Source organism: Allobosea sp. 2KB_26 (genome assembly GCF_052115715.1).
Lineage (GTDB): Bacteria > Pseudomonadota > Alphaproteobacteria > Rhizobiales > Beijerinckiaceae > Allobosea.
On the sequence record NZ_JBFRHE010000011.1, the window covers coordinates 19,365 to 40,933 of the forward strand.

Annotated in this window: 19 protein-coding genes; 6 read left to right on the forward strand and 13 right to left on the reverse strand. The window is 66.0% G+C overall.

Annotation, left to right across the window (positions count from 1 at the left end):
* Positions 1 to 115: 115 nt before the first annotated feature.
* From ltaE to AB4099_RS24520, 5 genes are all read right to left on the reverse strand, one after another.
* Positions 116 to 1,162 (reverse strand): low-specificity L-threonine aldolase, encoded by a 1,047-nt coding sequence (gene ltaE, locus AB4099_RS24500; RefSeq protein ID WP_441479954.1) that lies wholly within the window; start codon positions 1,160 to 1,162, stop codon positions 116 to 118.
* Between the two features lie 338 nt (positions 1,163 to 1,500).
* Positions 1,501 to 2,010: a DUF4399 domain-containing protein gene (locus AB4099_RS24505; protein ID WP_441479955.1), complete on the reverse strand. Its 510-nt coding sequence runs from the start codon at positions 2,008 to 2,010 to the stop codon at positions 1,501 to 1,503.
* A 12-nt stretch (positions 2,011 to 2,022) separates the two neighbouring features.
* Entirely contained in the window at positions 2,023 to 3,633 is a 1,611-nt protein-coding gene (locus tag AB4099_RS24510) for an SUMF1/EgtB/PvdO family nonheme iron enzyme (RefSeq protein ID WP_441479956.1), read from the reverse strand.
* Positions 3,634 to 3,934: 301 nt separating this feature from the next.
* Complete coding sequence (locus AB4099_RS24515) at positions 3,935 to 4,117, reverse strand: hypothetical protein (protein WP_441479957.1); 183 nt, start codon at positions 4,115 to 4,117, stop codon at positions 3,935 to 3,937.
* Between the two features lie 79 nt (positions 4,118 to 4,196).
* Entirely contained in the window at positions 4,197 to 4,955 is a 759-nt protein-coding gene (locus AB4099_RS24520) for an NAD(P)H-binding protein (protein WP_441479958.1), read from the reverse strand.
* Positions 4,956 to 5,326: 371 nt separating this feature from the next.
* On the opposite strand from AB4099_RS24520, the gene AB4099_RS24525 reads away from it, so the two are divergent.
* Entirely contained in the window at positions 5,327 to 5,875 is a 549-nt protein-coding gene (locus tag AB4099_RS24525; RefSeq protein ID WP_441479959.1) for a GNAT family N-acetyltransferase, read from the forward strand.
* Positions 5,876 to 6,164: 289 nt separating this feature from the next.
* Here the strand turns inward: AB4099_RS24525 and AB4099_RS24530 are convergent, their stop codons facing one another.
* The 5 genes from AB4099_RS24530 to AB4099_RS24550 form a co-directional block, all read right to left on the reverse strand.
* Positions 6,165 to 6,527: a hypothetical protein gene (locus tag AB4099_RS24530; protein WP_113511835.1), complete on the reverse strand. Its 363-nt coding sequence runs from the start codon at positions 6,525 to 6,527 to the stop codon at positions 6,165 to 6,167.
* A gap of 176 nt (positions 6,528 to 6,703) precedes the next feature.
* Positions 6,704 to 7,510, reverse strand: coding sequence for a substrate-binding domain-containing protein (locus AB4099_RS24535; RefSeq protein ID WP_441479960.1), 807 nt, complete (start codon positions 7,508 to 7,510; stop codon positions 6,704 to 6,706).
* Positions 7,500 to 8,381 carry an ABC transporter ATP-binding protein gene (locus AB4099_RS24540; protein ID WP_441479961.1) on the reverse strand — a complete coding sequence of 294 codons (882 nt, stop codon included), beginning with the start codon at positions 8,379 to 8,381 and terminating at the stop codon, positions 7,500 to 7,502. Before AB4099_RS24540 ends, AB4099_RS24535 begins: the two co-directional genes overlap by 11 nt.
* On the reverse strand, positions 8,374 to 9,393 hold the full coding sequence (locus tag AB4099_RS24545; RefSeq protein ID WP_441479962.1) for a FecCD family ABC transporter permease: 1,020 nt from the start codon (positions 9,391 to 9,393) through the stop codon (positions 8,374 to 8,376). The genes AB4099_RS24540 and AB4099_RS24545 overlap by 8 nt, the downstream gene beginning before the upstream one ends.
* Before the next feature lie 20 nt (positions 9,394 to 9,413).
* Positions 9,414 to 10,466, reverse strand: a complete 1,053-nt coding sequence (locus AB4099_RS24550) for an ABC transporter substrate-binding protein (protein ID WP_441479963.1) — start codon at positions 10,464 to 10,466, stop codon at positions 9,414 to 9,416.
* A gap of 369 nt (positions 10,467 to 10,835) precedes the next feature.
* Here AB4099_RS24550 and AB4099_RS24555 point away from each other — a divergent pair, with 369 nt between their 5' ends.
* Positions 10,836 to 11,537: a L,D-transpeptidase gene (locus AB4099_RS24555; RefSeq protein WP_441479964.1), complete on the forward strand. Its 702-nt coding sequence runs from the start codon at positions 10,836 to 10,838 to the stop codon at positions 11,535 to 11,537.
* Positions 11,538 to 12,017: 480 nt separating this feature from the next.
* Here AB4099_RS24555 and AB4099_RS24560 read toward each other — a convergent pair whose 3' ends face one another.
* The 3 genes from AB4099_RS24560 to AB4099_RS24570 all read right to left on the reverse strand — a co-directional run bounded on the left by AB4099_RS24560 (position 12,018) and on the right by AB4099_RS24570 (position 15,778).
* Entirely contained in the window at positions 12,018 to 14,018 is a 2,001-nt protein-coding gene (locus AB4099_RS24560) for a COG3904 family protein (RefSeq protein ID WP_441479965.1), read from the reverse strand.
* A gap of 623 nt (positions 14,019 to 14,641) precedes the next feature.
* Positions 14,642 to 15,061, reverse strand: a complete 420-nt coding sequence (locus tag AB4099_RS24565) for a nuclear transport factor 2 family protein (protein ID WP_441479966.1) — start codon at positions 15,059 to 15,061, stop codon at positions 14,642 to 14,644.
* A 24-nt stretch (positions 15,062 to 15,085) separates the two neighbouring features.
* On the reverse strand, positions 15,086 to 15,778 hold the full coding sequence (locus AB4099_RS24570; protein ID WP_441479967.1) for a GntR family transcriptional regulator: 693 nt from the start codon (positions 15,776 to 15,778) through the stop codon (positions 15,086 to 15,088).
* A gap of 242 nt (positions 15,779 to 16,020) precedes the next feature.
* Here AB4099_RS24570 and AB4099_RS24575 point away from each other — a divergent pair, with 242 nt between their 5' ends.
* The 4 genes from AB4099_RS24575 to AB4099_RS24590 are packed head-to-tail and all read left to right on the forward strand — an operon-like array spanning position 16,021 to position 21,569.
* Positions 16,021 to 17,853 (forward strand): gamma-glutamyltransferase family protein, encoded by a 1,833-nt coding sequence (locus AB4099_RS24575; RefSeq protein ID WP_441479968.1) that lies wholly within the window; start codon positions 16,021 to 16,023, stop codon positions 17,851 to 17,853.
* A 42-nt stretch (positions 17,854 to 17,895) separates the two neighbouring features.
* The gene (locus AB4099_RS24580) at positions 17,896 to 19,416 is read left to right on the forward strand and encodes an ABC transporter substrate-binding protein (RefSeq protein WP_441479969.1); all 1,521 of its coding nucleotides are present in this window, start codon (positions 17,896 to 17,898) and stop codon (positions 19,414 to 19,416) included.
* An 18-nt stretch (positions 19,417 to 19,434) separates the two neighbouring features.
* On the forward strand, positions 19,435 to 20,451 hold the full coding sequence (locus tag AB4099_RS24585; RefSeq protein ID WP_441479970.1) for an ABC transporter ATP-binding protein: 1,017 nt from the start codon (positions 19,435 to 19,437) through the stop codon (positions 20,449 to 20,451).
* Positions 20,448 to 21,569: an ABC transporter ATP-binding protein gene (locus tag AB4099_RS24590; RefSeq protein WP_441479971.1), complete on the forward strand. Its 1,122-nt coding sequence runs from the start codon at positions 20,448 to 20,450 to the stop codon at positions 21,567 to 21,569. Before AB4099_RS24585 ends, AB4099_RS24590 begins: the two co-directional genes overlap by 4 nt.

A 21,569-nucleotide genomic window follows, 5' to 3' on the forward strand; every position in this document is an offset into this window, starting at 1 on the left:
TCGTCCCCTTTGCTGACGGCAGCGCCAACCTCACCCCCGTCGCGGGGCAGGTCGAGGCCGCCGGTCGTGTGGTGCCGGCGTCTCGTCAGACCCACCCGCGTCCCGCGCCCGGCAGTCAGGCTTGCGCGCTCAAGCCGGCGGGCGCGCTTTGCCGGTCAAAGAAGACCTCGCAGGCCTCGGCAACCCGCGCGACGGACGCGTCGCCGACGTCGAGATGGGTCACCCAACGCAGCGTTCCGTAGCGCCCGCCCACCGCAATGCCGCGGCTGCGCAGGAACGCGCCGAAAGCGCTGGTGTCGAGCCCCTGGGGCGTCATGAACACCATGTTCGTGCGTGACGGTCCCGCGCCAAGCTCGGGAAAACGTGCCAGCACGGTCGCAAGATCCGCGGCGCGCCGGTGATCGTCGCTGAGCCGCGTGACGTTGTGCTCCAATGCGTAGATCGCGGCCGCGGCCAGCACGCCGGTCTGGCGCATGCCGCCGCCCAGCATTTTCCTGATCCGGCGGGATTTTTCGATGAAGTCCCTGGGGCCGACGAGGACGGATCCGACCGGCGCGCCCAACCCCTTGGAGAGACACAGGGACAGGGTGTCGAACTGCGCCGCGATCCATGCCGCGTCCCGGCCGCTCGCCGCTGCGGCGTTCATCAGCCGGGCACCGTCCAGATGCGTTGCAAGCCCGCGCGAGCGGGCGAGCTGCGTTGCGGCCTGCAGATAGGCGTCGGGCAGGACCAGGCCGTTGAACGTGTTTTCCAGCGCCAGCAGCCGCGTGACCGCGAAGTGAAAGTCGTTCGGCTTGATCGCGTTCGCAATGGCGTCCAGCGCAATCGTTCCGTCCGGCTCATTGGGCAAGGGCTGCGGCTGGATCGAGCCCAGGACTGCGGCGCCGCCGCCCTCGAGCCGATAGGTGTGAGCCATCTGGCCAACGAGATATTCGTCGCCGCGGCCGCAATGGGCCATCAGCCCGGCCAGGTTCGCTTGCGTGCCAGTGGGGAAGAAAAGCGCGGCTTCCTTTCCCAATCGCTCGGCGACGATCGCTTCCAGGCGACTGGTGGTCGGGCAGTCATCATAGACGGCGTCGCCAACCTCGGCCGCAGCCATGGCAGCCCGCATCCCCGCATCGGGGCGCGTGACCGTATCCGAACGGAAGTCATCCACTAGCATCGATCAGATCCTGTTGAGCGTGAACGTGCCGCCGCGAGGGCGCACCGGCTGCCGTATGAAACATGATGCAAGGCATTGGGTCGAACCAGCCCTGCATCAGAGCCCCCGCACCGCTCTATAAGCACTTGACGCGGCATCAGGCTCGGCGCCCCGGCAGGTTCACCGCCAGGCCGCGGAGCCTGGACACCTCGAATCTCGCCGGCGTGGCTTCGCTGCAATTGTCTCGCGGCGAGCCGTCGCAATGCGCGAGATGGCGACAGATGCTGGTATCGAGTGCGGCGCGCTCGCGGCTAAGCGCTCTCGCAGAGGTTCACTGTCTGGAGCGGGCTCCCTTCGCCTTAAGTACCCTTCCCACTGACCTTCTTCGACGTTCTCGCCGGCGCCGCTGGCAACACGGTTATGGTCACCTTCTTCGAGATGAGCATCGGTTTGAAGGGCCTGTGGTCTGGGTCGCCGAGCACCAATTGGAGGGTATGTTTTCCAGGCGGCAGCTCAAGCCTCGCCTCCGTCTGACCCGCACCGAAGTGAAGGTGCTTGTTGTCTGTCGGAAGCGGCTCTTCCGGATCGATCTCATCGGTGACATCGACCAGGAGGTGGTGATGTCCGGCGTTCGGAGCGGAGCTGCCGGCCTGCGTCACGCCCATATTCCGGAGGCCGAATCGCACCCAGAATTCGCCGCGAATCTGCGCTCCGTCCCAAGGATAGATGATGTACAGGCGCGCATCCGGAGAAGGCGCGCGTTGCGGTGTGGAGGGCGTTGGGGCTGGTGCTGTCTGCGCCAAGGTTTCGAGCGGGAAAAGGCTCACTACAGCAAAGGCGAGAAAGATGCCGCCGGCGGATCGGCCCATGGAACCCTCCTGTCAGAGCGAGCGAGCTATCCTGAATCCGTGTGCAGGGTAACGGACGCCCGTATCGTAATGGGTCCGGCTCGCTGGCCTCACCGAGGCGGCGTTGCTTCGCCAGGAGCCGCCTCTCAAGACATTCTCGCGGCAATTCTCAGCCGTCCGAGGGGAGCCGTCCAACGGCGCATCCCGGTAGTTGGGCAGCCAGCAATCGGCAACCCACTGCGCGACACCGCCTCCGAAATCGGCACCGCCGAATGCATTGCGTGCGAAACTGCCGACCGGCATCGGAACCTTCGGATCTTGAGGCCCGCCGCAGTCCTTGCAATTGGCCTTGCCGGGTTCGAGCTCTTGCCCCCACCAAAAGCGGGTCGAGGTGCGCGCCCTTGCGGCGTATTCCCACTCCGCTTCGCTCGGCAATCGGTATGGTTTTCCGGTCAATTGCGCGAGCCAGTCCGCATACTGCTTAGCATCGAGCCAGCTCAGATTGCGGGCTGGCGCTGTGTCGCTTCCGTCGAGCGCCAAGTTGCAGCCCTTTGCCGCCGCGCATCGATTCCACTCAGCGACGGAGATGGGAGACAAGCCGATTGCAAACGGCGAGATGGTCACGGTTCGGATCGGTTGCTCCGAAGGGTCTTCGTCGCTACCCATCCGAAAGGACCCGCCGGGTATGCGGATCATCTCGGGGCAGGTTTCGCAGTCCCGGAAGCCGGAGGCGGTTTGGATGATCCGTGCAGCAGGACGGTTCGGAGTCAAAATCGCGACCTGCGGATCTGAAGCTGGGGCGCGATCCGAAGCTGGGGCGCCAGGTGTGGGATCGGCCGATGGCGCCAAAGGTTTAGCCGCATCCGCATTGTTGATTGCTGGCGGCTCAACCCGCGGGGCACGAGCAGGTTCGTTTGTCACGGTGACGAGCGGGACGGGCACCCATTTCGGGCTCTGTTCGACAGACACCAGACTTGGCTTTCCGCCGACCAAGTAGCTGGCGGAGTAGAGGCCTGCGGCAACGAGCGCAAAGGCTGCCGCGATCCCCGCAGGGATCAAAAAGAGCCGTCTCTTCTTCGTCGCGCGAGTGAAGGCCGCCGGATCGGGAAGAACACGATAGATGCGAACAGGGTCGGTAATGTTCTTCAGCTTCTCGTCGCCAAGCGACTGATATCCGCAAACCAGCTTATTCTTGATCTGTTCGTAGACACCGCCTGAGATATAGACGCCGCCGGGCGTCGCTAGAGCCTCCAGGCGGGCGGCGATATTGACGCCATCGCCAAAGACATCGTCGGGCTCAACGATAACGTCGCCTAGGTTCACCCCTATCCGGTATTGCAGTCTGTCATCACGCGGGAGATCGGTGTTCCTTGCCGTCACGGACTGCTGAATGACAATCGCGCATCTCACGGCTTCGAGCGGACTGTCGAACATAGCGAGGAAGCCATCGCCGGTGTTCTTTATGAGCCTCCCGTAGTGCTCTTCGAGTGTGGGATCGACGATCTCGCGGCGAACCTGCTTCAACCGACGAACCGTTCCCTCCTCGTCGCGGCCCATCATCTGGCTGTAACCGACGATGTCCGCCGCGAGGATAGCCGCAAGCCTGCGATGAGGGTGCGGATGAGCTGGAAACTCTTCGCGCATCACGACCACCACTGTGGATCACACAGCCCCGCGCTATCCATATCAGGTAGCGCATCCAGCGTCGCGAAATTTCCACTGATCTACGAGCGCTGGGCGTCGCCGTTCACGCTGCTGGTGTCAGCTTGGGAGGGCTGCCCAAGTTCCGGTATCGGCGCGACCTGGACCGGTGCATTGGCGCGGGCGAAGGGCAGCAAGCCACCTTCGGCACGGCCATAGCACCAGCCTGGCTCACGCCGCCAAGGAGAGAAGCTCGCCCAGGCACGCCCGATCGTGCGCCCCAGCCTAGACCCCCGACAGCGCGTCAGAGCGGAGGATGCGCCGCGCGGGCTTTGCCCGCATGGCCAGCCTCCCATTTTCGTCCGCTCGCCTGCGCAAGACTCACGCGGCCGTCGCGACGATCGAGGAGGCACACATCCTCTTCGATGGAGACGGCTTCGATCGCCGCGTTCCTGGCATCGGCCGGAGATTGCTGTTCGAAGGGCATTGAGACGCTCCGGCCCGCCCGGAATGGCGATCTCCGGCTGTTCCTGCTGACACTGCCGCGGGGGCGACCCGGATGGCGTTCACGGGGCGGGGTGGCCCGTCCTCTCGGCGCTGGCTCGCGTCGCCTGGGAAAGCCGACGCATGTCGGCGTTCTCGTACAGGTGCCGGCCGGGCGCCACGTCGCCGATGAGCGTGACGATCGCGTCTGCCACCGTCTCGGCGGGGATGGCCCCGTAGCGGGACAGGGGGCCGAGCATGATCGGGGTGAGCGCCGCGAAGACGCGCTGGCCGATCGCCTCCCAGACCCGCCGCTCGGCGCGCCCGCCGAGAAGGAACCCGGGCCGGATCAGGTCCACCTGCTCGAAGCCGAGATCGGCGACAGCCCGCTCGATGGCACCCTTGGTCTGCAGGTAGAAGCCGGGACCGCCGGCGCCCACGGCGGTCACCAGGATGAACTGCCGGGCCCCGAGCGCTCGCGCGGCCCTGGCGACGGCCAGCACATAATCATGGTCGACGCGGAACATGGCCGGCTGCGATCCCGCCGTGCGGATGGTCGTGCCGAGGCAGGAGATCGCGACGTCGATGCCTTCGGGCGCGAAAGGCCTCAGGACGGTCTCGGGCGCTTCGCAAAGCTGTTCGAAATCGACCTCGTGCCCGGGCGCAGACGCGCCCCGCCGCACGAGGCTGACGAGATCGATGTCGGGGCGTGCCGCGAGCCGGGCGCGGACGAGGCTGCCGACCAGCCCGGTACTGCCGGCGAGGAGGACGCGCTGGGTCATAGCGGGGAAGGCTTGGTCACGGAAGGCTTGGTCACGGGAAGACATGGGCAGGAAAGACATGGGCAGGGGGCTCCTGGCTCAAGGCGACCATGGCCATTATTCCGAGCGTCGGTCAAAGAGGGTGGTGGCGGGCGGGGCTTCGAGCTTGGGGGCGTTCGACCCTGGCAGAGGCGGACCATGCTACGCCACCTCCGGCGATCCTGTCTGCCGAGATCGGCGACACCGGCATCATCGCCACCATCAATCCCTCGGCCGGCCGGATGCGCGATTCTCGGGGCGCCGTTTTCGGGAGGCCTGCAATAGCTGTGGGGCAGGATGAGGTGAGCGATGCGGCCGACAAACACACGCCATGATCGACTGGCCCTGTACGATTTCGCCGTGCACGGGTGTCAGTGCGCGGCGAGGCCTGTCTTCACGGTTGAGGTTTGTTCATGTCCAGGATCCGCCACGCCCAATCGAACCCGAACGCGCCGGCCGCAAGGGTGCGCCTGCGCCCGTGGCGGGCGGAGGACCGTGAACGCGGGCTGGCGCTGTTCGAGAGCAATGTGCCCCGTTCCTTCGCCGCGGCCGAGAAGGCCGATTTCCTTGCCTTCCTCGACGAGATGCCGGGGCCCTATTTCATGCTGGAGTCGATGGACGGCGAGCCGCTGGGCTGCGGCGGCTATGCCGGCGAGGGCGAAGATCCCTCGGTCGCCGTCCTATGCTGGGGCATGGTGCGGGGCGACCTGCATGGTCGACGGCTGGGCGAGCGCCTGCTGAGCGAGCGCCTGGCGCAGATCGCCGCGGAACCGGCGTTCGAGACGGTGACCATCGAGACCACCCAGCATAGTTGCGGGTTCTTCGCGCATTATGGCTTCGTCGAAACCACCCGCGTACCGGACGGCTTTGCGCCCGGCATGGACCGCGTGGACATGACGCTGCAGCTGGACACATACCGACGCGCCATGAGCACGGTTGAGATCGCTGCGCCATCAACGTGAACAAAGCTCCTGGTTTGTCGACTGTGAAGCTTGAGGCGCGTTGAATGTCGATCCGTCCCTGCAGCCCTGCGCGGTGGCGGCCTTGCGGTTGCCGTCGGTCGGGCCGCATCAGCGACCTCATTGCCGGCGCAGACCGCGGGAACTCTCGACGAAGCGTCCGCGGAATTCATGCAAGGGCTCCCCACGCCCCGGCCTGGCGGACAGCTGCCCCGCATCGTCTTCGTGAACCTCAGTGCCGAACAAATCGGGCTGCCGCGCGTTCCCCACGCATTCCCGAGGAGGCGGCAGATCAGGCCGCCTCGAGTTCAATGGCACTGTGTGAGGCCAGCAGTTCATAGCAGGAGGTGAAACCATGGAACGCCGGGCATTCCTGACAGGATTTCTGGGCCTCACTCTTGGCCTGGCCCTCACTTTGCGGCCCCGGGATGTGCAAGCTGCCCCACGGCTCCAGGCGCCCGAGGCGCCAAACGCAGATGTTTCCGATCTGACGCTCCCGGACGGAACGCCATTGGACTGGGCCCAACAGCGCGGTTCGGATTGGGATCATCGGCATCACCGTCCGCCGCAGCATCGCAGGCACCATCGCCGCCATCGGCGCCAGGTCTGCCGTATGCACCGTGACCGGTTCGGCAGGCGGATCCGCCGCTGCCATTGGGTCTGACCTGACGGGAGCATGCTAAGGGCCCGGCTGTCAGCGCGTGAAACTCCGTTTCCCGCTTGTGCGGAGCTGGCTCTTGCCCGCCCCTGGCCGCGACCTGTCTCGGGCCGCGCGGCGTATCAATGGCGACGGGCAGGGTGGTGCCGTGAGACAGGGGCCGGCGCGTCGATTCAGCCTCGCGCCGCTGCCTTCGCACCGACATGGATGGTCTTGCTCTGTGAAACGTGGTTGGGGGCGATGAAGCCATTGCGATGGAGCAACGCCCCGGCCTCGCCGCCTGTCAGGAAGGCAGCAAGGTCGTACCCGCGCTGCCCGGTCCCGCGCGCGACGGCCAGACCGTAGGACGCCGTCACCGCGCAGCCCTGAGGCAGATCGACGGCCGCGCAAGGGCCGGAGGGATCGAGCCCCACTGTGCCGGATAGGTAACCGAGGACGATATCGGCCTGTCCCGTCTCGATGAGCCATGCGGCCGGCGCGCGCCCGGCCGGAACGTCTGACGCGAAGCCGCCGCCGAGCAGCCGGCGAGCCTTGGCGGCAAGCACCGCGCCTGCGCCCGGTCTCAGCCGGTCGATCCGCGCAAAGACCATCTCGGCATAATCGCCGGATGGGTCGGCGCCCGGCGTCGAGGTCGCGAGCATGAGCGCGGGATCGAGCATGGCGTCGATCAGTCCGGCGGATGGGATGCCGAGAGTGCGGCGGATGACGGCACAGAACGGATTGCGGGCAAAGCAGATCGGCTCGTCGAAAAGACCAGCTTCGAACAATCGGCGGGGATGGTCCAGATTGGCGGACGCGAAGACATCAGGCGCCGCGCCGGCCTCGATGCGCTGGCGCAGCAGTCCGGCCGGGCCGAAGAGCGCCTCCACACGGATCGCGTGGGCCTGCTCGAACAGCGGCAGAATCTCCCCGAAGGCGCGGCGCAGGCTGCCCGCGGCATAGAGCCTGACGGGGTGGGTTGCGGCGATCTCACTTGGCATGGCTGTCTCCCGAAACCGGTTTGCCGCCGCACAAGACTTCGCCGCACGAGGCCTGATCGCGCAAGACCTCATCGCGCGAGACCTGGCTACGCAAGACCTGGCTACGCAAAACCTGGCTGCGGAAAACCGGGGCGAAGGCGGTCAGTTCCCGGCCTTCGGCTGCAAAGCGCAGAAGGCGCACCGGCACCTTGTAGAGGTCCGCGAGATGGGCCTCCGTCATCGTCTCGGCCGTCGGGCCGATCAGATGCCCTTCGTCGTCGCCCATCAGCAGCACCCGGTCGGCGATGGCGAAGGCGTGGTCGGGATGATGCGTCGTGAACAGCACCGCGAGCTGCCGGTCGTCGCAGATGGTGCGGATCAGCGCCATGACCTCGTCCTGATGGTGCAGGTCGAGCGCGGCGGCGGGCTCGTCGAGCAGCAGGATCGGTGTTTCGCCGGCGAGCGCCTGGGCGATCAGGACGAGCTGCCGCTCGCCGCCCGAGAGCGACGTGAAGGTGCGTTCCGCGAGTGCCGCGATGCCGAGTTCGGCAAGGCAGGCCGACGCGATCTCGCGGTCGCGTTGTCCGGGCGAACGCAACAGGGGGATGTGCCGCGTTCGCCCCATCAGCACGATTTCGAAAGCGCTGTAGGAAAAGGCCGGCATGAAGGCCTGCGGCACGAAACCGACGGCGGCCGCGACCGCGATGCGGCCGGCATTGGGTGCGATCAGGCCGGCGACAGCGCGCAGCAAGGTGGATTTTCCGCGCCCGTTGGGTCCGAGCACCGCGACGATCTCGCCCGCAGAAATCGTCAGGTCGAGCCCGCGGAACTGCCAGCGCCGGCCGTCATAGGAATGGCCGGCCTGCTCGGCCCGGATGCGCGGTTCAGCCATGGCCGCGCTCCGAGCCGGTGGCGCGCAGGAAGACCAGCGCGAAGACCGGCGCGCCGATCAGCGCCGTCAGGATGCCGAGCGGGATCTCGCTCTGGCTCAATGTGCGTGCGAGATCATCGACCAGCACCATGAACAGCCCGCCGGCAAGCATCGCCGCCGGCAGGAGGGCGCGATGGTCGGGGCCGACCAGCATCCGCGCCAGATGCGGGATGACGAGGCCGATCCAGCCGATCACGCCGCTGACGGCGACCTGGGCCGAGACGATCAGCCCGATCAGCACCAGCACGAGCCAGCGCGTCGGCTCGGTCCGGACGCCGAGCGCGCGGGCCTCCTCCTCGCCCAGCGACAGGATGTTGATGCGCCAACGCAGCAGCAGGAGCAGGGCGGCGCCCGGCGCGAGCAGCCCCAGCATCAGCGCGAGCTTGTCATAATCGGCGGTGGCGAAGGAGCCGAGCAGCCAGAACACGATGCGCGGCAGCTTCTCCTCGGCATCGGCGAGATATTGCGCCAGGCTCACCAGCGCGCCGAAGAAGCCGCTGACGACGACGCCGGCCAGCACCAGGACCAGCATGTTGCGCCGCGCCACCAGCGCGTTCAGCGCGTAGACCATCAGCAGGGCCAGCATGCCGAAGAGAAAGGCCAGCAGCAGCAGGAGCCCGCGCGACCCGCTCATCAGGATCGCGAGCGTGCCGCCGAAGGCCGCTCCGGTCGAGACGCCGATGATATGCGGGCCGACCAGCGGGTTGCGGAACACCCCCTGCAGCGCCGCCCCGCACAGGGCGAGCCCCGCACCGGCGGCAAGCGCGGTCAGGACGCGCGGCAACCTGACCGTCAGCACGACATGGCGCTCGATCGCATCCATGCCGTCGAAACCCAGCAGGATCTGCCCGACACGGGAAGGCGAAATGCCGTAGCGGCCGATGCCGAGCGAGACCAGCAGGACGAGCACGAGCGCGCCTGCCAGCAGCGCCAGCACGAGGCCGGGACCGGCCCAATGCGTTCTGCGCGCCACGCGGCGGTCGGCGCCCGCCGTCAATGGAAGGAATCGTAGCCGATGCGGTAGAAGCGCCTGTAATAGGCGTCCGCCTCGGCCTGCATGTCGATATCGGCGAAGCGGTCGGGATAGAGCTTCTTGGCCATCCAGAGCTCACCCAGCGCCATTGCCTCGGGCATGGGATAGCCCCAGGCTTTGGCATATTCCGGCATCAGGTAGATGCGGCCCGCCTTGACCGCCTCGATCGGCTGCCAGGCCGGGGCGCGCCGGATCTCCTCGACCACCTCAGGATAGCGCTCCTGCACGAAGATGACGGCGGGGTTCCATTTCAGGACATCCTCCATCGTCACCTGCTTGAAGCCCTGCAAGGCGGCGGCGACATTGGCCGCGCCGGCACGGTTCATCATGATGCCGGTATATTTGCCCGAGCCATAGGTGTTGAGGTCGGGATTGGCCATATAGGCGCTGACGCGCTGCACCGGCGCGACCGAGGCGAGCCTCTCGGCAACCAGCTTGCGCTTGGCCTGGGCGTAGGCGACCAGCGCCTCGGCCTCGGCCTTGCGGTCGAGCACTGTGCCGACCAGCCTGACGCCCTCGGCGAAGCCGCTTTCATAGGCAGCTTGCTCGTCGGCGACGACAGGACTGACCTTGGTCGCCTCGCCCGGAGATGCGCTCAGCAGCGAGATCGCGATCACGGGAATGCCGGCCTTCCCGATCTGGCCGATCATCTCTGCCGGCGCATAGTTGGTGACGAAGACCGCATCGGGCTTCAGCTGCAGCAGCGCCTCGATATTGATCTTGGTCAGGCCGCCCGGCATCGGCAGTTTTGCGAGCTCGGGAGCAAGACGGGCATAGTTCGCGCCGAGCTGCTGCTTCCACTGGTCGAGAATGCCGGCGAGCTTGCCGGTCGCGTTCATCTGGACGACGAGATTGAGCGTCTGGTGCTGGAGCACGACGGCCCGCGAGACGGTGTCGGGCAGCGTCACTGTCCGCCCGAGCTGGTCGGTGACGATCCGCTCGGCATGGCCGGGCATCGCCATCAGCGGCGCAAGCAACAAGGCCAGCAGAAGAGCCGGGACGCGCGATTTCATGACTATCCTCCCGCAAGCCGACGAAAGAGCCGGACGTGCAATGCCAGGATGCCGGATCGGCATCGAAGCGCTGTATTCAAGCGGGAATAGCGTGCGATGCCTTGGGCGGCAAGCCGGTGGGACGCGAGGATATCTCGGCACAGGTCGATCGGAGCCGGAGGTCAAGGTCGGCGGCGACGCGTAGATCGCCCGCAACACCGCGCTCAGCGGGCTACTCGGTCGGCTTCGACGGGCGCTCCCACGGCCGCCACGGCGTCAAGGTCACGTGGTAGGCGGTGGCCCGCAGCGGTTTCGCCGTTCTGAGTCGGGTTAACGTGGCCCTAACGATCTAAGTCCATGTTTCTCCAAAGCCTTGCCTGAGAGACATCCATGCCGACCCGCCGTTGCTTTACCATGTCTGCCTTGACCTTTGCCGCTGCCGGGCTCGCGGGATGCGGCACGAGAAGCAGCGTCGGGCTGCCAGCTCTTTCCCCAGCCAGAGCGAGCCCGACGCGCACATTGGCGCGCCCGAACTACGCCGAGGTCTACACGGATTATCCGGGTGAGCGGTTTGCGGTCCGGACGGTGGATTATCGAAAGATTGATCCGGCCTATCTGCGCCAGACCGTCGAGCTTACGCGAGAGGAGACCCCGGGCTCGATCATCGTCGATCCGGCCTCTTACCATCTCTATTTCGTCGAAACGCCCCGAGTTGCGACCCGCTATGGCGTCGGTGTTGGACGTGAGGGCTTCGCCTGGTCCGGCTTGGCGCGGGTCAACATGAAGCGGGACTGGCCCGATTGGGTTCCGCCGCGCGAAATGATTGAGCGTGAGCCAGCCATCAAGGCCCAACTCGAGAAGACGCCGAGGGGCCTTGGCGTGCGCGGCGGTCCCAATAGTCCGCTGGGCGCGCGTACTCTGTATCTTTTTGGCGAAGGTCGGGATCTTGGCTACCGAATTCACGGCACTCTGGAGCCCTACAGTGTCGGCACCAACGTCTCGTCGGGCTGCATCCGGATGATCAATCAGGACATCGTGCATCTCTACGCACGCGTCGCCCCCGGAACGCCTGTTACCGTACTGGCTGCGTGAACGCCCGACCGGGCGTCGCGGCGCTGTTCACGCCGCGACGCGTGCGCGGCTCTGACGGTCGCCCGCATCTTGGTCAGAGCCCAGGGGCATTTCCCACCTGCGTGCTGCTTTCGATCTGCGAGACGTGGTTGAGGGCGATGACCCATCGGTTGTCGCGCTTGCGCATCAGGCGGGGGGACGCCGGCCTGGTTGCCCGCCGCGCACCAGCTTGTAGTCGGTGATCAGCTGGGCCGCACCGAGCCTTTCGCACCCCCGGGGCGCGATTGAACCGGTCGATCCCACACTGGTTCCGTTTGCGGGTGAGGAGCCGGAAGGCAGCTCGACCCGCTTCTTTCATAAGCGCTGGCCCGACCTGATCGGGACCCTGGAGCGTGCGGGCGACCGGGGAGCCGCTCAGGGGAAGACGTCCAACATCGCATAGCGGGGGCGTCCGGCGATCGTCGCCGTCCTCGCGATCATCGCCTTCAGGATCTGATCCTATCAGGTCTCGAGGCTTCGCAGGATTACGGCGGCCTCCACGGGACGCATCGCGAGAATCTCCTGATACATCGCCGCCGTGATGGCGCAGTACTCGGCATGCCGCGACGGCGGCACCGATGACAGCTGGAATATGCCCAATTTCTCACGCGTGAACCGCTTGGCCAAGGTCGTGTGAACACGCACCAGCAGCGCCTCGACCATCTGGGAATTTACGGGCGGGCGGGGAGCGGACGTGGCGATCACGCGCTCGCCGAGCGCCAGCTCCCGCTGAATCAGTGCAGGCGGCAGTTCGCCCGACAAGTTCACGGCTCCCAGGCCCGCCGCGTACCGATAGCAAAGCGTCGGGTTTCGCTGGCCTAGCACGATGTACTGATCCAGCGCCAAGCGAGCAGAATCGATTAGTACGGAATCGTCGGCGCGCGCCTTGTGGACTTTGATCACGGACAACAGCTGCTCGCGGAAGGTGGCGATCAACTGGTTTTCGGTCTGCCCGTTCATATAGCCATCGAAATAGGCTTGGGCGATGCGCTGGTAGTCCTGCGGAAGCCGGGTCTTCATGGCGGCAAAGGCGGGGATGTACTTGGCGAGCCCTTCGGCCACCATGTCCTTGGTGGTGTCCCTCTCATAGCCCGACGCGGCGAACTGAGACCCGTCCGATACGTTCGTTATGACTCCGGCGGCCAGCATTTCCCGCTCGGTCGGATACCACATCTCCGCGCTCGGGACGGCGAGGGCCCGGTCGACGAAGCCGGCCGCGAACCCGGCCGAGGTATACTGCGCCTTCCATGATCGGGCCGCGCCTTCCAGATCGGCGGACGTCATGCCCGGGAAAGAGGGTCCGTGGAAGCCCAGCTTGCCGCCCTTGTTGAGCCAGCGCTCGCGGCCGGAAGCGAACGCCAAGGTGCAGGCTGACGTGCAGCGCGTCGACACATAGGTGACGAGACCCCGCTTCCTGATCGCATCGTTGAGCTTTGCCGCTTCCCCGATGCGGCCGCCGACGCTGGTGAGGTGGACGACGCGGATCCGCGGCGAGGCGCTGACCACACGCTCGAAGTCGGCGGTCAAGCCGAACTTGAAGCCGCCCGTGACCTCTATCTCGGTTCCGTTCCTCATGACGCGCAGGGAATATGCCGGCGTCCTGGGATCGCCCCGAAACGCCATGTCATAGGTCTCGGCGATCTGAAGGGCGCCGCCCTGCGAGAACTCGGCAATCGTTCGGATGACGCCGATGGCGAGCATGACCTTCGCAGCGGTCGCCCAACCCGTACCGAGGTTTGCTGCAATCCTGCGGGCGGCATGGTTCGTCGCCGACCGCCAGGTGCCCACGACCTGCCAGACCGTCACGACGAGAACAATCGCCCACACCGTCACTTGCAGCCAGAAAATGGGGCCGGGATCAAACCCCTTATCCGTCGTGAACAGCTGGTTGACGCCAAGTATCGCGAGCAAGGCCAGCACGTTGCCGACGAAGGCGACGCCCCAATACGACCAGCCGAGCGAAATCTCTCCCCGCCAATGCTTCACGAAGAGGTTGCTGGATGGACGTGCCTCGGGCCGCGGGGCGACTGGCGGCTGCTCCGACGATGCAGAAATAGCGACATCGGAGACCGGCGAGCCTTGCAGGCCGACCACGGCGGCCGAGTTCGTCGGCTGGCGCTGTTCCCGCTTCGGCGCAACGCCGTCCAGGTCGATCGCGTTTCGTAATCCCCATTTCGAGACGAGCGAGACACTGAACGCGATGAAGGCAGCCGAGCCGACGAACCCGCCGAAGTAGCCGATATCTTCGGCCATATTCGCGGGCTGGCCGAACCGGTGTGAGTTGCGCCACTGGAAGAGAATGTCGCAGAGCAGAAGCGCACCCGCGAGGGATGCTGCGCCAGTGACGAACTTCGCCGTCAAAGTGCGGAGGGCCTCGGCCGGGCTCCGCCCCAATGCGGCCCCGAGGCCATGGCGCGCCAATGCGCCGAAAAGGAAAGCGAAGAACGCAAGAACCACGGTCAAAACGAGGTAGTGCCCGACGGAGCCGGACGCGAACACCCGGGATGACAGAGGCGTCGGGAGAAGCGAAGCTACCGATAGTGCAAGTCCGACCACGACAACGTTGCGTGTCCAGCGTAGTGGCAGTCGCTTCAACCAGCGCTCGGCATGAGACTTTGTGGCGGCCTTCGGGTGGTCCGTGTGGGGCATCTGGGCGCCGCTTCTCAAGTCCGTCGTTCGGCAGCCAAGACGCGCTTCATCTTGTTGACCTCGAAGGTGACCATTGCTTGGCCATTCCGATAGGTCAATGAGCTCCGCGCTCCTGGCGGGGGATAGAGACGCATCGCTCCGATGACTGGCGGGTTGCCGATCGCGTGCTGCCTCGTCTGGTCTGCACAGGAGACAGCGCGTGGAAAATCTCCGGAGGGCGAGTTCGCCGGCAGATCCAATGCGATAATCGTCCCCGGCCTTCCTCCATGTGAGCGTCAGCTTCCGGGGAGCCCAACCGCCGCTCCTGCCGCGATCGGGCCCGCCGACCGATCGCCGGCAAACTTCGGCGTCTTACCGACTGAATCGACGTCCGCCACGGCCGGCTCCCTGCTGTGTGGCGCAGGGCGGTGCCATGAGCCACGCTCCCGCCCTTCGGTTCAGTCCCGGGCCGGGGCCTTTCCGCCGGCATGGGCGGGTTCGATCTGCGAGACGTGGTTGAGGGCGATGACCCATTGGTTGTCGCGCTTGCGCATCAGGCGGGTGTTGACGCCGGTCTGGTTGCCGGCGGCGCGCACCAGCTTGTAGTCGCTGATCAGCTGGGCGGCATCGGGCGCCAGCATCTCGATGCGGATGTTGGAAAAGGCGAGTTCGCCCTGCGAACCCGGCCCGCCGCCATAATCGGCGATGTAATGGTCGAGCGTTCCCTGCCAGTCCTTCTGGATGCGGCCGCGCGAGACGAAGACCACATCGGGATTGGCGAAGCCCGCCATATAGCCTTCGAAATCGCCGCGGTTCCAGGCCGCCTGCATCGTGGCGATCACCGCGCGGATCGCCTCTTTCTCAATCCTATCAGTCATTTGGAGCTCATCTTTCAGAGTGCGTCAGAGCGCAGTCTTGGCCACGGCCTCGTCTTCCTGCCGCTGCCGTTTGATCAGGACTTCCTGGGCCGCCGAGACGAGATGGCGGCGCAGCGCGTTCTCCGCAGTCTTCGCGTCCTGATCCAGGATCGCGTCGACGATCTGCTGATGCTCGCGGCAGGAGCGCTTGACGCGTCCCTTGTCCTTGAGCTGGAATTTGCGGAACGGCGCGAGTTTCAGCCGTAGCGTCTGGGCAACCGCGATCAGGTCGCTGTTATGGCTGCCCTGGAAGAGCAGGCTGTGAAACTGCGTGTTGAGCTCGTTATAGCCATCGAGGTCGCCCTCGTCGGCCAGCGCATTCATCTGGCGGTGCAGGCTTTCGAGTTCGGCCCGCTCCCGCATCGTCATCCGGTGTGAGGAGAGCCGGCCGCAGGTCGCCTCCAGCTCGGCCATGGCCTCGAACATCTCGTCGATGCGCTCCGTGGAAATCTGCGTCACGACCACGCCCTTATAGGGCTCCCGCTCGGCCAGCCCCCGCCCGCACAGGATATGCAAGGCTTCCCGGACGGGCGTGCGGGAGACGCCGAACTGCAGGGCGATGGAGGCTTCATCGAGCCGGGCACCGGCCGGAATCTCGCCGTTGATGACAGCCTCTTCGAGCTGTTCGGCGATGAAATCACTGCGGCTTTTCTTGGTGGCCGCCGGCATGTCCAGCATCACGCGTTCCTCTGTTCCCAACTCCGCCACGCGCAAGCCCACCATTCCAGATCGTCACCTCGGCCGATCCCGATGAGTACACAATCCTGTTGCAATGTGGACAAAAAATATACAAAACGAGCCGCTCCCGCATGAGCTGCGGCACAAAATCCTGAGGCTTGTCTATCATCCCCGCGTGGATCTCCGGCCTTGTCGACACGCACCGTCAGGCGGTCGCGAACGGCTGGAAATGAGGAATTGCCATGACATTTACGACGCGACCGGAACTCAGGGGCACATTCGGAGCCGTTTCCTCGACGCATTGGCTGGCCTCGACCGTCGGCATGTCCATCTTGGAAAAGGGCCACACCGCCTTTGATGCCGCGGTCGCCACCGGTTTCGTCCTGCAGATCGTCGAGCCGCATCTCAACGGCCCGGCCGGCGAAGTGCCGATCATCGTGACCCCGGCCGGCGCCGAGACCCCGATCGTCATCTGCGGGCAGGGGCCGTCCCCTGCGAAGGCGACCATCAAGCATTTCAAGGATCTCGGCCTCGATATCATTCCAGGCACCGGCCTGCTCGCCGCCTGCATTCCCGGCGCGTTCGGCGCCTGGCTGACGCTGCTGCGCGATTACGGCACGGCCGAGCTCGAAGACGTTCTGGCGCCCGCGATCTATTACGCCAGGACCGGCCACCCGCTCGTGCCGCGCATCGCCCGGACGATCGCCTCGATGCGCGAGCTGTTCGAGACCCACTGGCCGAGCTCCGCGGAGATCTACCTGCCGGGCGGCGCAGCGCCTCAGTCCGGCAAGCTCTTCCGCAATCCGCAGATTGCCGCGCTCTACCAGCAGATCCTCGACCACGCGAAATCGGCCGGGAATCGCGAGGCACGCATCAATGCGGCGCTCGACTTCTGGTATCGCGGCCCGGTTGCCGAGCGGATCGAGGAATTCTGCGCCACCGAGGAAGTCTGGGACGTCTCGGGCCGCCACCACAAGGGCCTGATCACCGCCCAGGACATGGCCGATTATCAGCCGTCGATCGAAAAGCCGGTCTCGGTGACCTATGGCGATTGCGAGGTCTTCAAATGCGGGCCGTGGTCGCAAGGCCCCGTCCTGCTGCAGATGCTGCAGCTCCTCAAGGGCACGGATATCGCCGATCTCGATCCGACCAGCGCCGATTTCGTCCATCTCGTCGTCGAGACGGCCAAGCTCGCGATGGCCGACCGTGATTCCTGGTATGGCGACAGCTCCGATGTGCCGATCAAGGCGCTGCTCTCCTCCGGCTATGCCGATATCCGCCGCGCACTGATCACGGGCACGGCGTCGATGGAGGTGCTCCCCGGCACTCCGGAAGGCCGCAATCCCAATCTGCCGCCGCTGCGCACGGTCGGCACCATCGCGCAGCCCGGCCTCGGCGGCGGCGAACCGACGGTCGCCCGCGAAGCCAAATTGCCGAATGACCGGCAGGGCGAACCCGCGCTGACCCGCGAAGGCGCGCAGCGCGGCGACACCGTGCAGGTCAGCGCGGTCGACCGCTGGGGCAATATGGTGTCGGCGACGCCGTCCGGCGGCTGGTTCCAGTCGAGCCCGGTCATTCCCGGCCTCGGCTTCAGCCTGACGACCCGCGCCCAGATGTTCTGGCTCGAAGAGGGCCTGAACTCGACGCTGGCGCCATCGAAGCGACCGCGCACGACGCTGACCCCGTCGACCGTCTACCGGGACGGCCAGCCCTACATGGCCTTCGGCACGCCGGGCGGCGACCAGCAGGATCAATGGCAGCTGATCATGCTGCTGCGTCATCTCCACAAGGGCATGAACCTTCAGGAAGCGATCGACGCCCCGTCCTTCCATACTGACCATCTCGCAAGCTCGTTCTGGCCGCGCGAGATCAGCTTCGGCGCGATCACGCTCGAAGATCGCTTCCCGCAGGCGGTTCGCGACGATCTGGCGGCGAGGGGGCACAAGATCACCGTCGGCGACGCCTGGTCCGAAGGGCGCCTCTCGGCGGTTGCCCGCGAGATGGATGGCGACGTGCAGCTGGTGAAGGCCGGCGCCAATCCGCGAGGCGTCCAGGGTTATGCGGTCGCACGCTGATCCAGCAAGACAAGCATTCCGGAACAGGAGAGGGGACTATCGATGAAACCGACTTATCTTGCACTCGCCGCCAGCCTGGCGCTCGGCGCCATGGCCGTGACGGTGGCGCCCGCCGCCGCCCAGACCGTTCTCAAGATCGGCCTGCAGGACGATCCCGATACGCTCGACCCGGTGTCCAACTGGAGCTTCGTCGGCCGCCACGTCCTGCAGTCGCTCTGCGACAAGATCGTCGACATCGACCAGAACGGCAAGATCATCCCGATGCTGGCGGCCAGCTGGGAATGGAGCGCAGACAGCACCGTGCTGACCCTGACGCTGCGCGGCGATGCCGTCTTCCATGACGGCACCAAGGTCGACGCCGCGGCGATCAAGTACAATCTGGAGCGCGCTCTCACCTCGGGCATCTCGCGACGCAAGGCTGAGATCAGCGCGATCAAGAGCGTCGAAGCCGTCGATCCGACCACCGTCAAGATCAGCCTCAAGGAGCCTTCGGTTCCGCTGCTCGCCGCGCTCAGCGACCGCGCCGGCATGATCATCAGCCCGGCGGCCGGTGCAAAGCTCGGCGACAAGTTCACCGATGCGCCGGTCTGCTCCGGCCCCTACAAATTCCTGGAGCGCGTGGTCCAGGACCGCATCGTCCTTGAAAAATTCCCGCAATATTACGATGCGGCGAAGTACAAGTTCGATCGCCTGATCTATCGCGGCATGCCGGATTCCAACGTCCGCCTGCTGAATCTGCGCTCGGGCCAGCTCGACCTGATCGAGCGCCTGGCTGCGACCGATGTGGACGCCGTCAAGGCCGACAAGGCGCTCGCCGTCGATCCCGTCGTCGGGCTTGGCTATTACGGCATCACCTTCAGCATCGGTGGCGATGGCGCCAATCTCGATGCCGGCAAGAAGGCCGCGATCCGCGAAGCCTTCAGCCTCGCGATCGATCGCCAGGCCATCAGCAATGTCGTCTTCGACGGCCAGGCCAGCATCGGCAACCAGCCGTTCCCGCCGTCGAGCCCGTTCTACGACAAGAGCTTCCCGGTTCCGGCCCGTGATCTCGATGCCGCCAAGAAGAAGATGGCCGAGGCCGGCGTGAAGTCGGTCAATCTGGAACTGCTCGTTCCCACCGATGCCGAACGCCAGCAGGTCGCCCAGCTCATCCAGGCGATGGTCCAGGACATCGGCATCAAGGTTTCGATCAAGCCGACCGAACTGATGACGCTGCTCGACGTCGCCCGCCAGGGCAAGTTCCAGTCGCATCTCGTCGGCTGGAGCGGCCGCGTCGATCCCGACCTGAACGTCACGCCGATGCTCTCCTGCGGCGCGGCGACGAACGACGCCAAGTATTGCAACGAGGCGCTCGACGCGATCCTCGCCAAGGCCCGCTCGCTCGGGGACCCGGCTGCGCGCCAGGCCGAATACGCCAAGGCGGTCGCGATCCTGCTCAAGGACCTGCCGATCGTCTATCTCTACCACTCGCAGTGGATCTTCGCGCACAGCTCCAAGATCACCGGCCTCAAGCCCGCTCCGGATGGCATCATCCGCCTGGCTGACGTCAGCCGAAAAAGCTGAGCAGGTATCAAGGCTGCGATGAGCACCCCTCTCCGAACCGTCCAGGCCGATGACGCATCAGCGTCCGTCCTCGACGTCACCAACCTGCGTGTCGCCTTTGCGGGCGACACGCGTACCGTGACGGCGGTCGACGGCGTCAGCTTCTCGGTTCGGAAAGGGCGCACGCTGGCGATCGTCGGCGAATCCGGCAGCGGCAAGAGCGTCACCTCGCTCGCGGTCATGCGGCTTCTGCCGGAACACAGCGCACGCATTTCAGGCAGCGTCGTCTTCGATGGCCGAGAGCTGCTCGAAGAGAGCAAATCCGGCATGCGCAGCCTGCGCGGCAACCGGCTGGCGATGATCTTCCAGGAGCCGATGACCTCGCTCAACCCGTCCTACACCGTGGGTGAGCAGATCAACGAGGTCATCCTGCGCCACCGGCCGATCTCGAAGAAGGAGGCGACCGAACGCGCCATCGCCATGCTGAAGCTGGTGCGCATTCCTTCGCCCGAGACCCGCTACCATCAATATCCGCACAATCTCTCGGGCGGCATGCGCCAGCGCGTGATGATCGCCATGGCGCTGGCCTGCGATCCCGAGCTGCTGATCGCCGACGAACCGACGACCGCGCTCGACGTCACCATCCAGGCGCAGGTGCTCGAGCTGATGCGCGAGCTGCAGCAGAAGACCGGCACCGCCATCATCCTGATCACCCATGATCTCGGCGTGGTCGCGGAATCCTGCGACGACGTCATCGTCATGTATGCCGGCCAGGTCGTCGAGCAATGTTCGGTCGAGGACCTCTTCACCTTCCCGCAGCACCCCTACACCGTCGGCCTGCTCGGCTCGCTGCCGCGCCTCGACGAAAAGCGCGAGCAGCTGGTCGCCATCACCGGCACCGTGCCCGACATGGCCAATCCGCCCTCGGGTTGCCGGTTCCAGGCGCGTTGCCCCTTCCGCGTCGAGCGCTGCGCCGAGATGCCGGACCTCATCGAGGTCACGGCCGGTCATTTCAGCCGCTGCTGGCGTGCGCCCATGCAGGACCTCGTCCCATGATCCAGAGCGCCTCCAGCGCCCCCGCGGCCAAGCCGATCCTCGAAGCCCGGGGCCTCGGCAAGAGCTTCGTCGTCAAGCGCTCGCTGTTTGGCCGCCCGCTCGCGACCGTCGGCGCGGTCGATGACGTGACCCTGTCGCTGATGCCCGGCGAAACGCTCGCCATCGTCGGCGAATCCGGGTGCGGCAAGTCGACGCTCGGCCGCCTGCTGATGCGCCTGATCGAGCCCAGCTCGGGCGAGGTCTTCATCGACGGGCAGGACGTCACCCATGCCAGCCATACGGCGGTGCGCGCGCAGCGCCGGCATGTGCAGCTGATCTTCCAGGACCCCTATGCCTCGCTCAACCCGCGCATGACGATCGCCCAGACGATCGCCGAGCCGCTGATGCTGCACGACATCGTGCCGGCCGGGCAGCGCGCCAGGCGCGTCGCTGAGCTTCTGGAGATGGTCGGCCTGCGCCCGGAACAGGCGGACCGCTATCCGCATGAATTCTCCGGCGGCCAGCGCCAGCGCGTGGTCATCGCCCGGGCGCTCGCCTCCGAACCGAAGGCGATCATCTGCGACGAGGCGGTGTCGGCGCTAGACGTCTCGATCCAGGCGCAGGTCCTCAATCTGTTGAAGAACCTGCAGAAGCGGCTCGGCATTGCCTTCGTCTTCATCTCGCACGACCTCGGCGTCGTGAAGCACATCGCCGATCGCGTCGCCGTGATGTATCTCGGCAAGGTCGTCGAGATGGGCACGTCCGACGAGATCTTCGCCGCGCCGCGCCACCCCTATACGCGGGCGTTGCTCTCCGCCATTCCGGTTGCGGCGCCGCCGAGCCATCAGCGCTCGCGCGCGGCGAGACTCCATGGCGATCTGCCGAGCCCGCTTTCCCCGCCCGAGGGATGCCGGCTGCATACACGCTGCCCGCATGCGCGGCCGGACTGCAAGAGCGTGAGCATGGTGCTCGAGGTCGAGGCGGGCGGCCATGCCAATGCCTGTGCCTTCTGGCGCGAACTGCCGGCGCAGGATGCGGGCGAGATTGCGCGCGAACCGCGCAACCCGAAGCTCGAAAAGCTGTTCGCGGCGTTTGAAGCCATGGCTGCGCGGCCGGCCCAGACCGTGACGGAGGGCTGA

What these genes read in the sequence shown, in the direction of transcription:
- AB4099_RS24585 (WP_441479970.1), top strand. Translation starts at nt 19,435, where the DNA reads ATGAGCACCCCTCTCCGAACCGTCCAGGCCGATGACGCATCAGCGTCC.
- AB4099_RS24520 (WP_441479958.1), bottom strand. Translation starts at nt 4,955, where the DNA reads ATGTCTTTCCTGCCCATGTCTTCCCGTGACCAAGCCTTCCGTGACCAA.
- AB4099_RS24550 (WP_441479963.1), bottom strand. Translation starts at nt 10,466, where the DNA reads ATGAAATCGCGCGTCCCGGCTCTTCTGCTGGCCTTGTTGCTTGCGCCG.
- AB4099_RS24525 (WP_441479959.1), top strand. Translation starts at nt 5,327, where the DNA reads ATGTCCAGGATCCGCCACGCCCAATCGAACCCGAACGCGCCGGCCGCA.
- AB4099_RS24535 (WP_441479960.1), bottom strand. Translation starts at nt 7,510, where the DNA reads ATGCCAAGTGAGATCGCCGCAACCCACCCCGTCAGGCTCTATGCCGCG.
- AB4099_RS24590 (WP_441479971.1), top strand. Translation starts at nt 20,448, where the DNA reads ATGATCCAGAGCGCCTCCAGCGCCCCCGCGGCCAAGCCGATCCTCGAA.
- AB4099_RS24530 (WP_113511835.1), bottom strand. Translation starts at nt 6,527, where the DNA reads ATGGCAGCGGCGGATCCGCCTGCCGAACCGGTCACGGTGCATACGGCA.
- AB4099_RS24555 (WP_441479964.1), top strand. Translation starts at nt 10,836, where the DNA reads ATGCCGACCCGCCGTTGCTTTACCATGTCTGCCTTGACCTTTGCCGCT.
- AB4099_RS24515 (WP_441479957.1), bottom strand. Translation starts at nt 4,117, where the DNA reads ATGCCCTTCGAACAGCAATCTCCGGCCGATGCCAGGAACGCGGCGATC.
- AB4099_RS24575 (WP_441479968.1), top strand. Translation starts at nt 16,021, where the DNA reads ATGACATTTACGACGCGACCGGAACTCAGGGGCACATTCGGAGCCGTT.
- ltaE (WP_441479954.1), bottom strand. Translation starts at nt 1,162, where the DNA reads ATGCTAGTGGATGACTTCCGTTCGGATACGGTCACGCGCCCCGATGCG.
- AB4099_RS24510 (WP_441479956.1), bottom strand. Translation starts at nt 3,633, where the DNA reads ATGCGCGAAGAGTTTCCAGCTCATCCGCACCCTCATCGCAGGCTTGCG.
- AB4099_RS24505 (WP_441479955.1), bottom strand. Translation starts at nt 2,010, where the DNA reads ATGGGCCGATCCGCCGGCGGCATCTTTCTCGCCTTTGCTGTAGTGAGC.
- AB4099_RS24570 (WP_441479967.1), bottom strand. Translation starts at nt 15,778, where the DNA reads ATGCTGGACATGCCGGCGGCCACCAAGAAAAGCCGCAGTGATTTCATC.
- AB4099_RS24565 (WP_441479966.1), bottom strand. Translation starts at nt 15,061, where the DNA reads ATGACTGATAGGATTGAGAAAGAGGCGATCCGCGCGGTGATCGCCACG.
- AB4099_RS24580 (WP_441479969.1), top strand. Translation starts at nt 17,896, where the DNA reads ATGAAACCGACTTATCTTGCACTCGCCGCCAGCCTGGCGCTCGGCGCC.
- AB4099_RS24540 (WP_441479961.1), bottom strand. Translation starts at nt 8,381, where the DNA reads ATGGCTGAACCGCGCATCCGGGCCGAGCAGGCCGGCCATTCCTATGAC.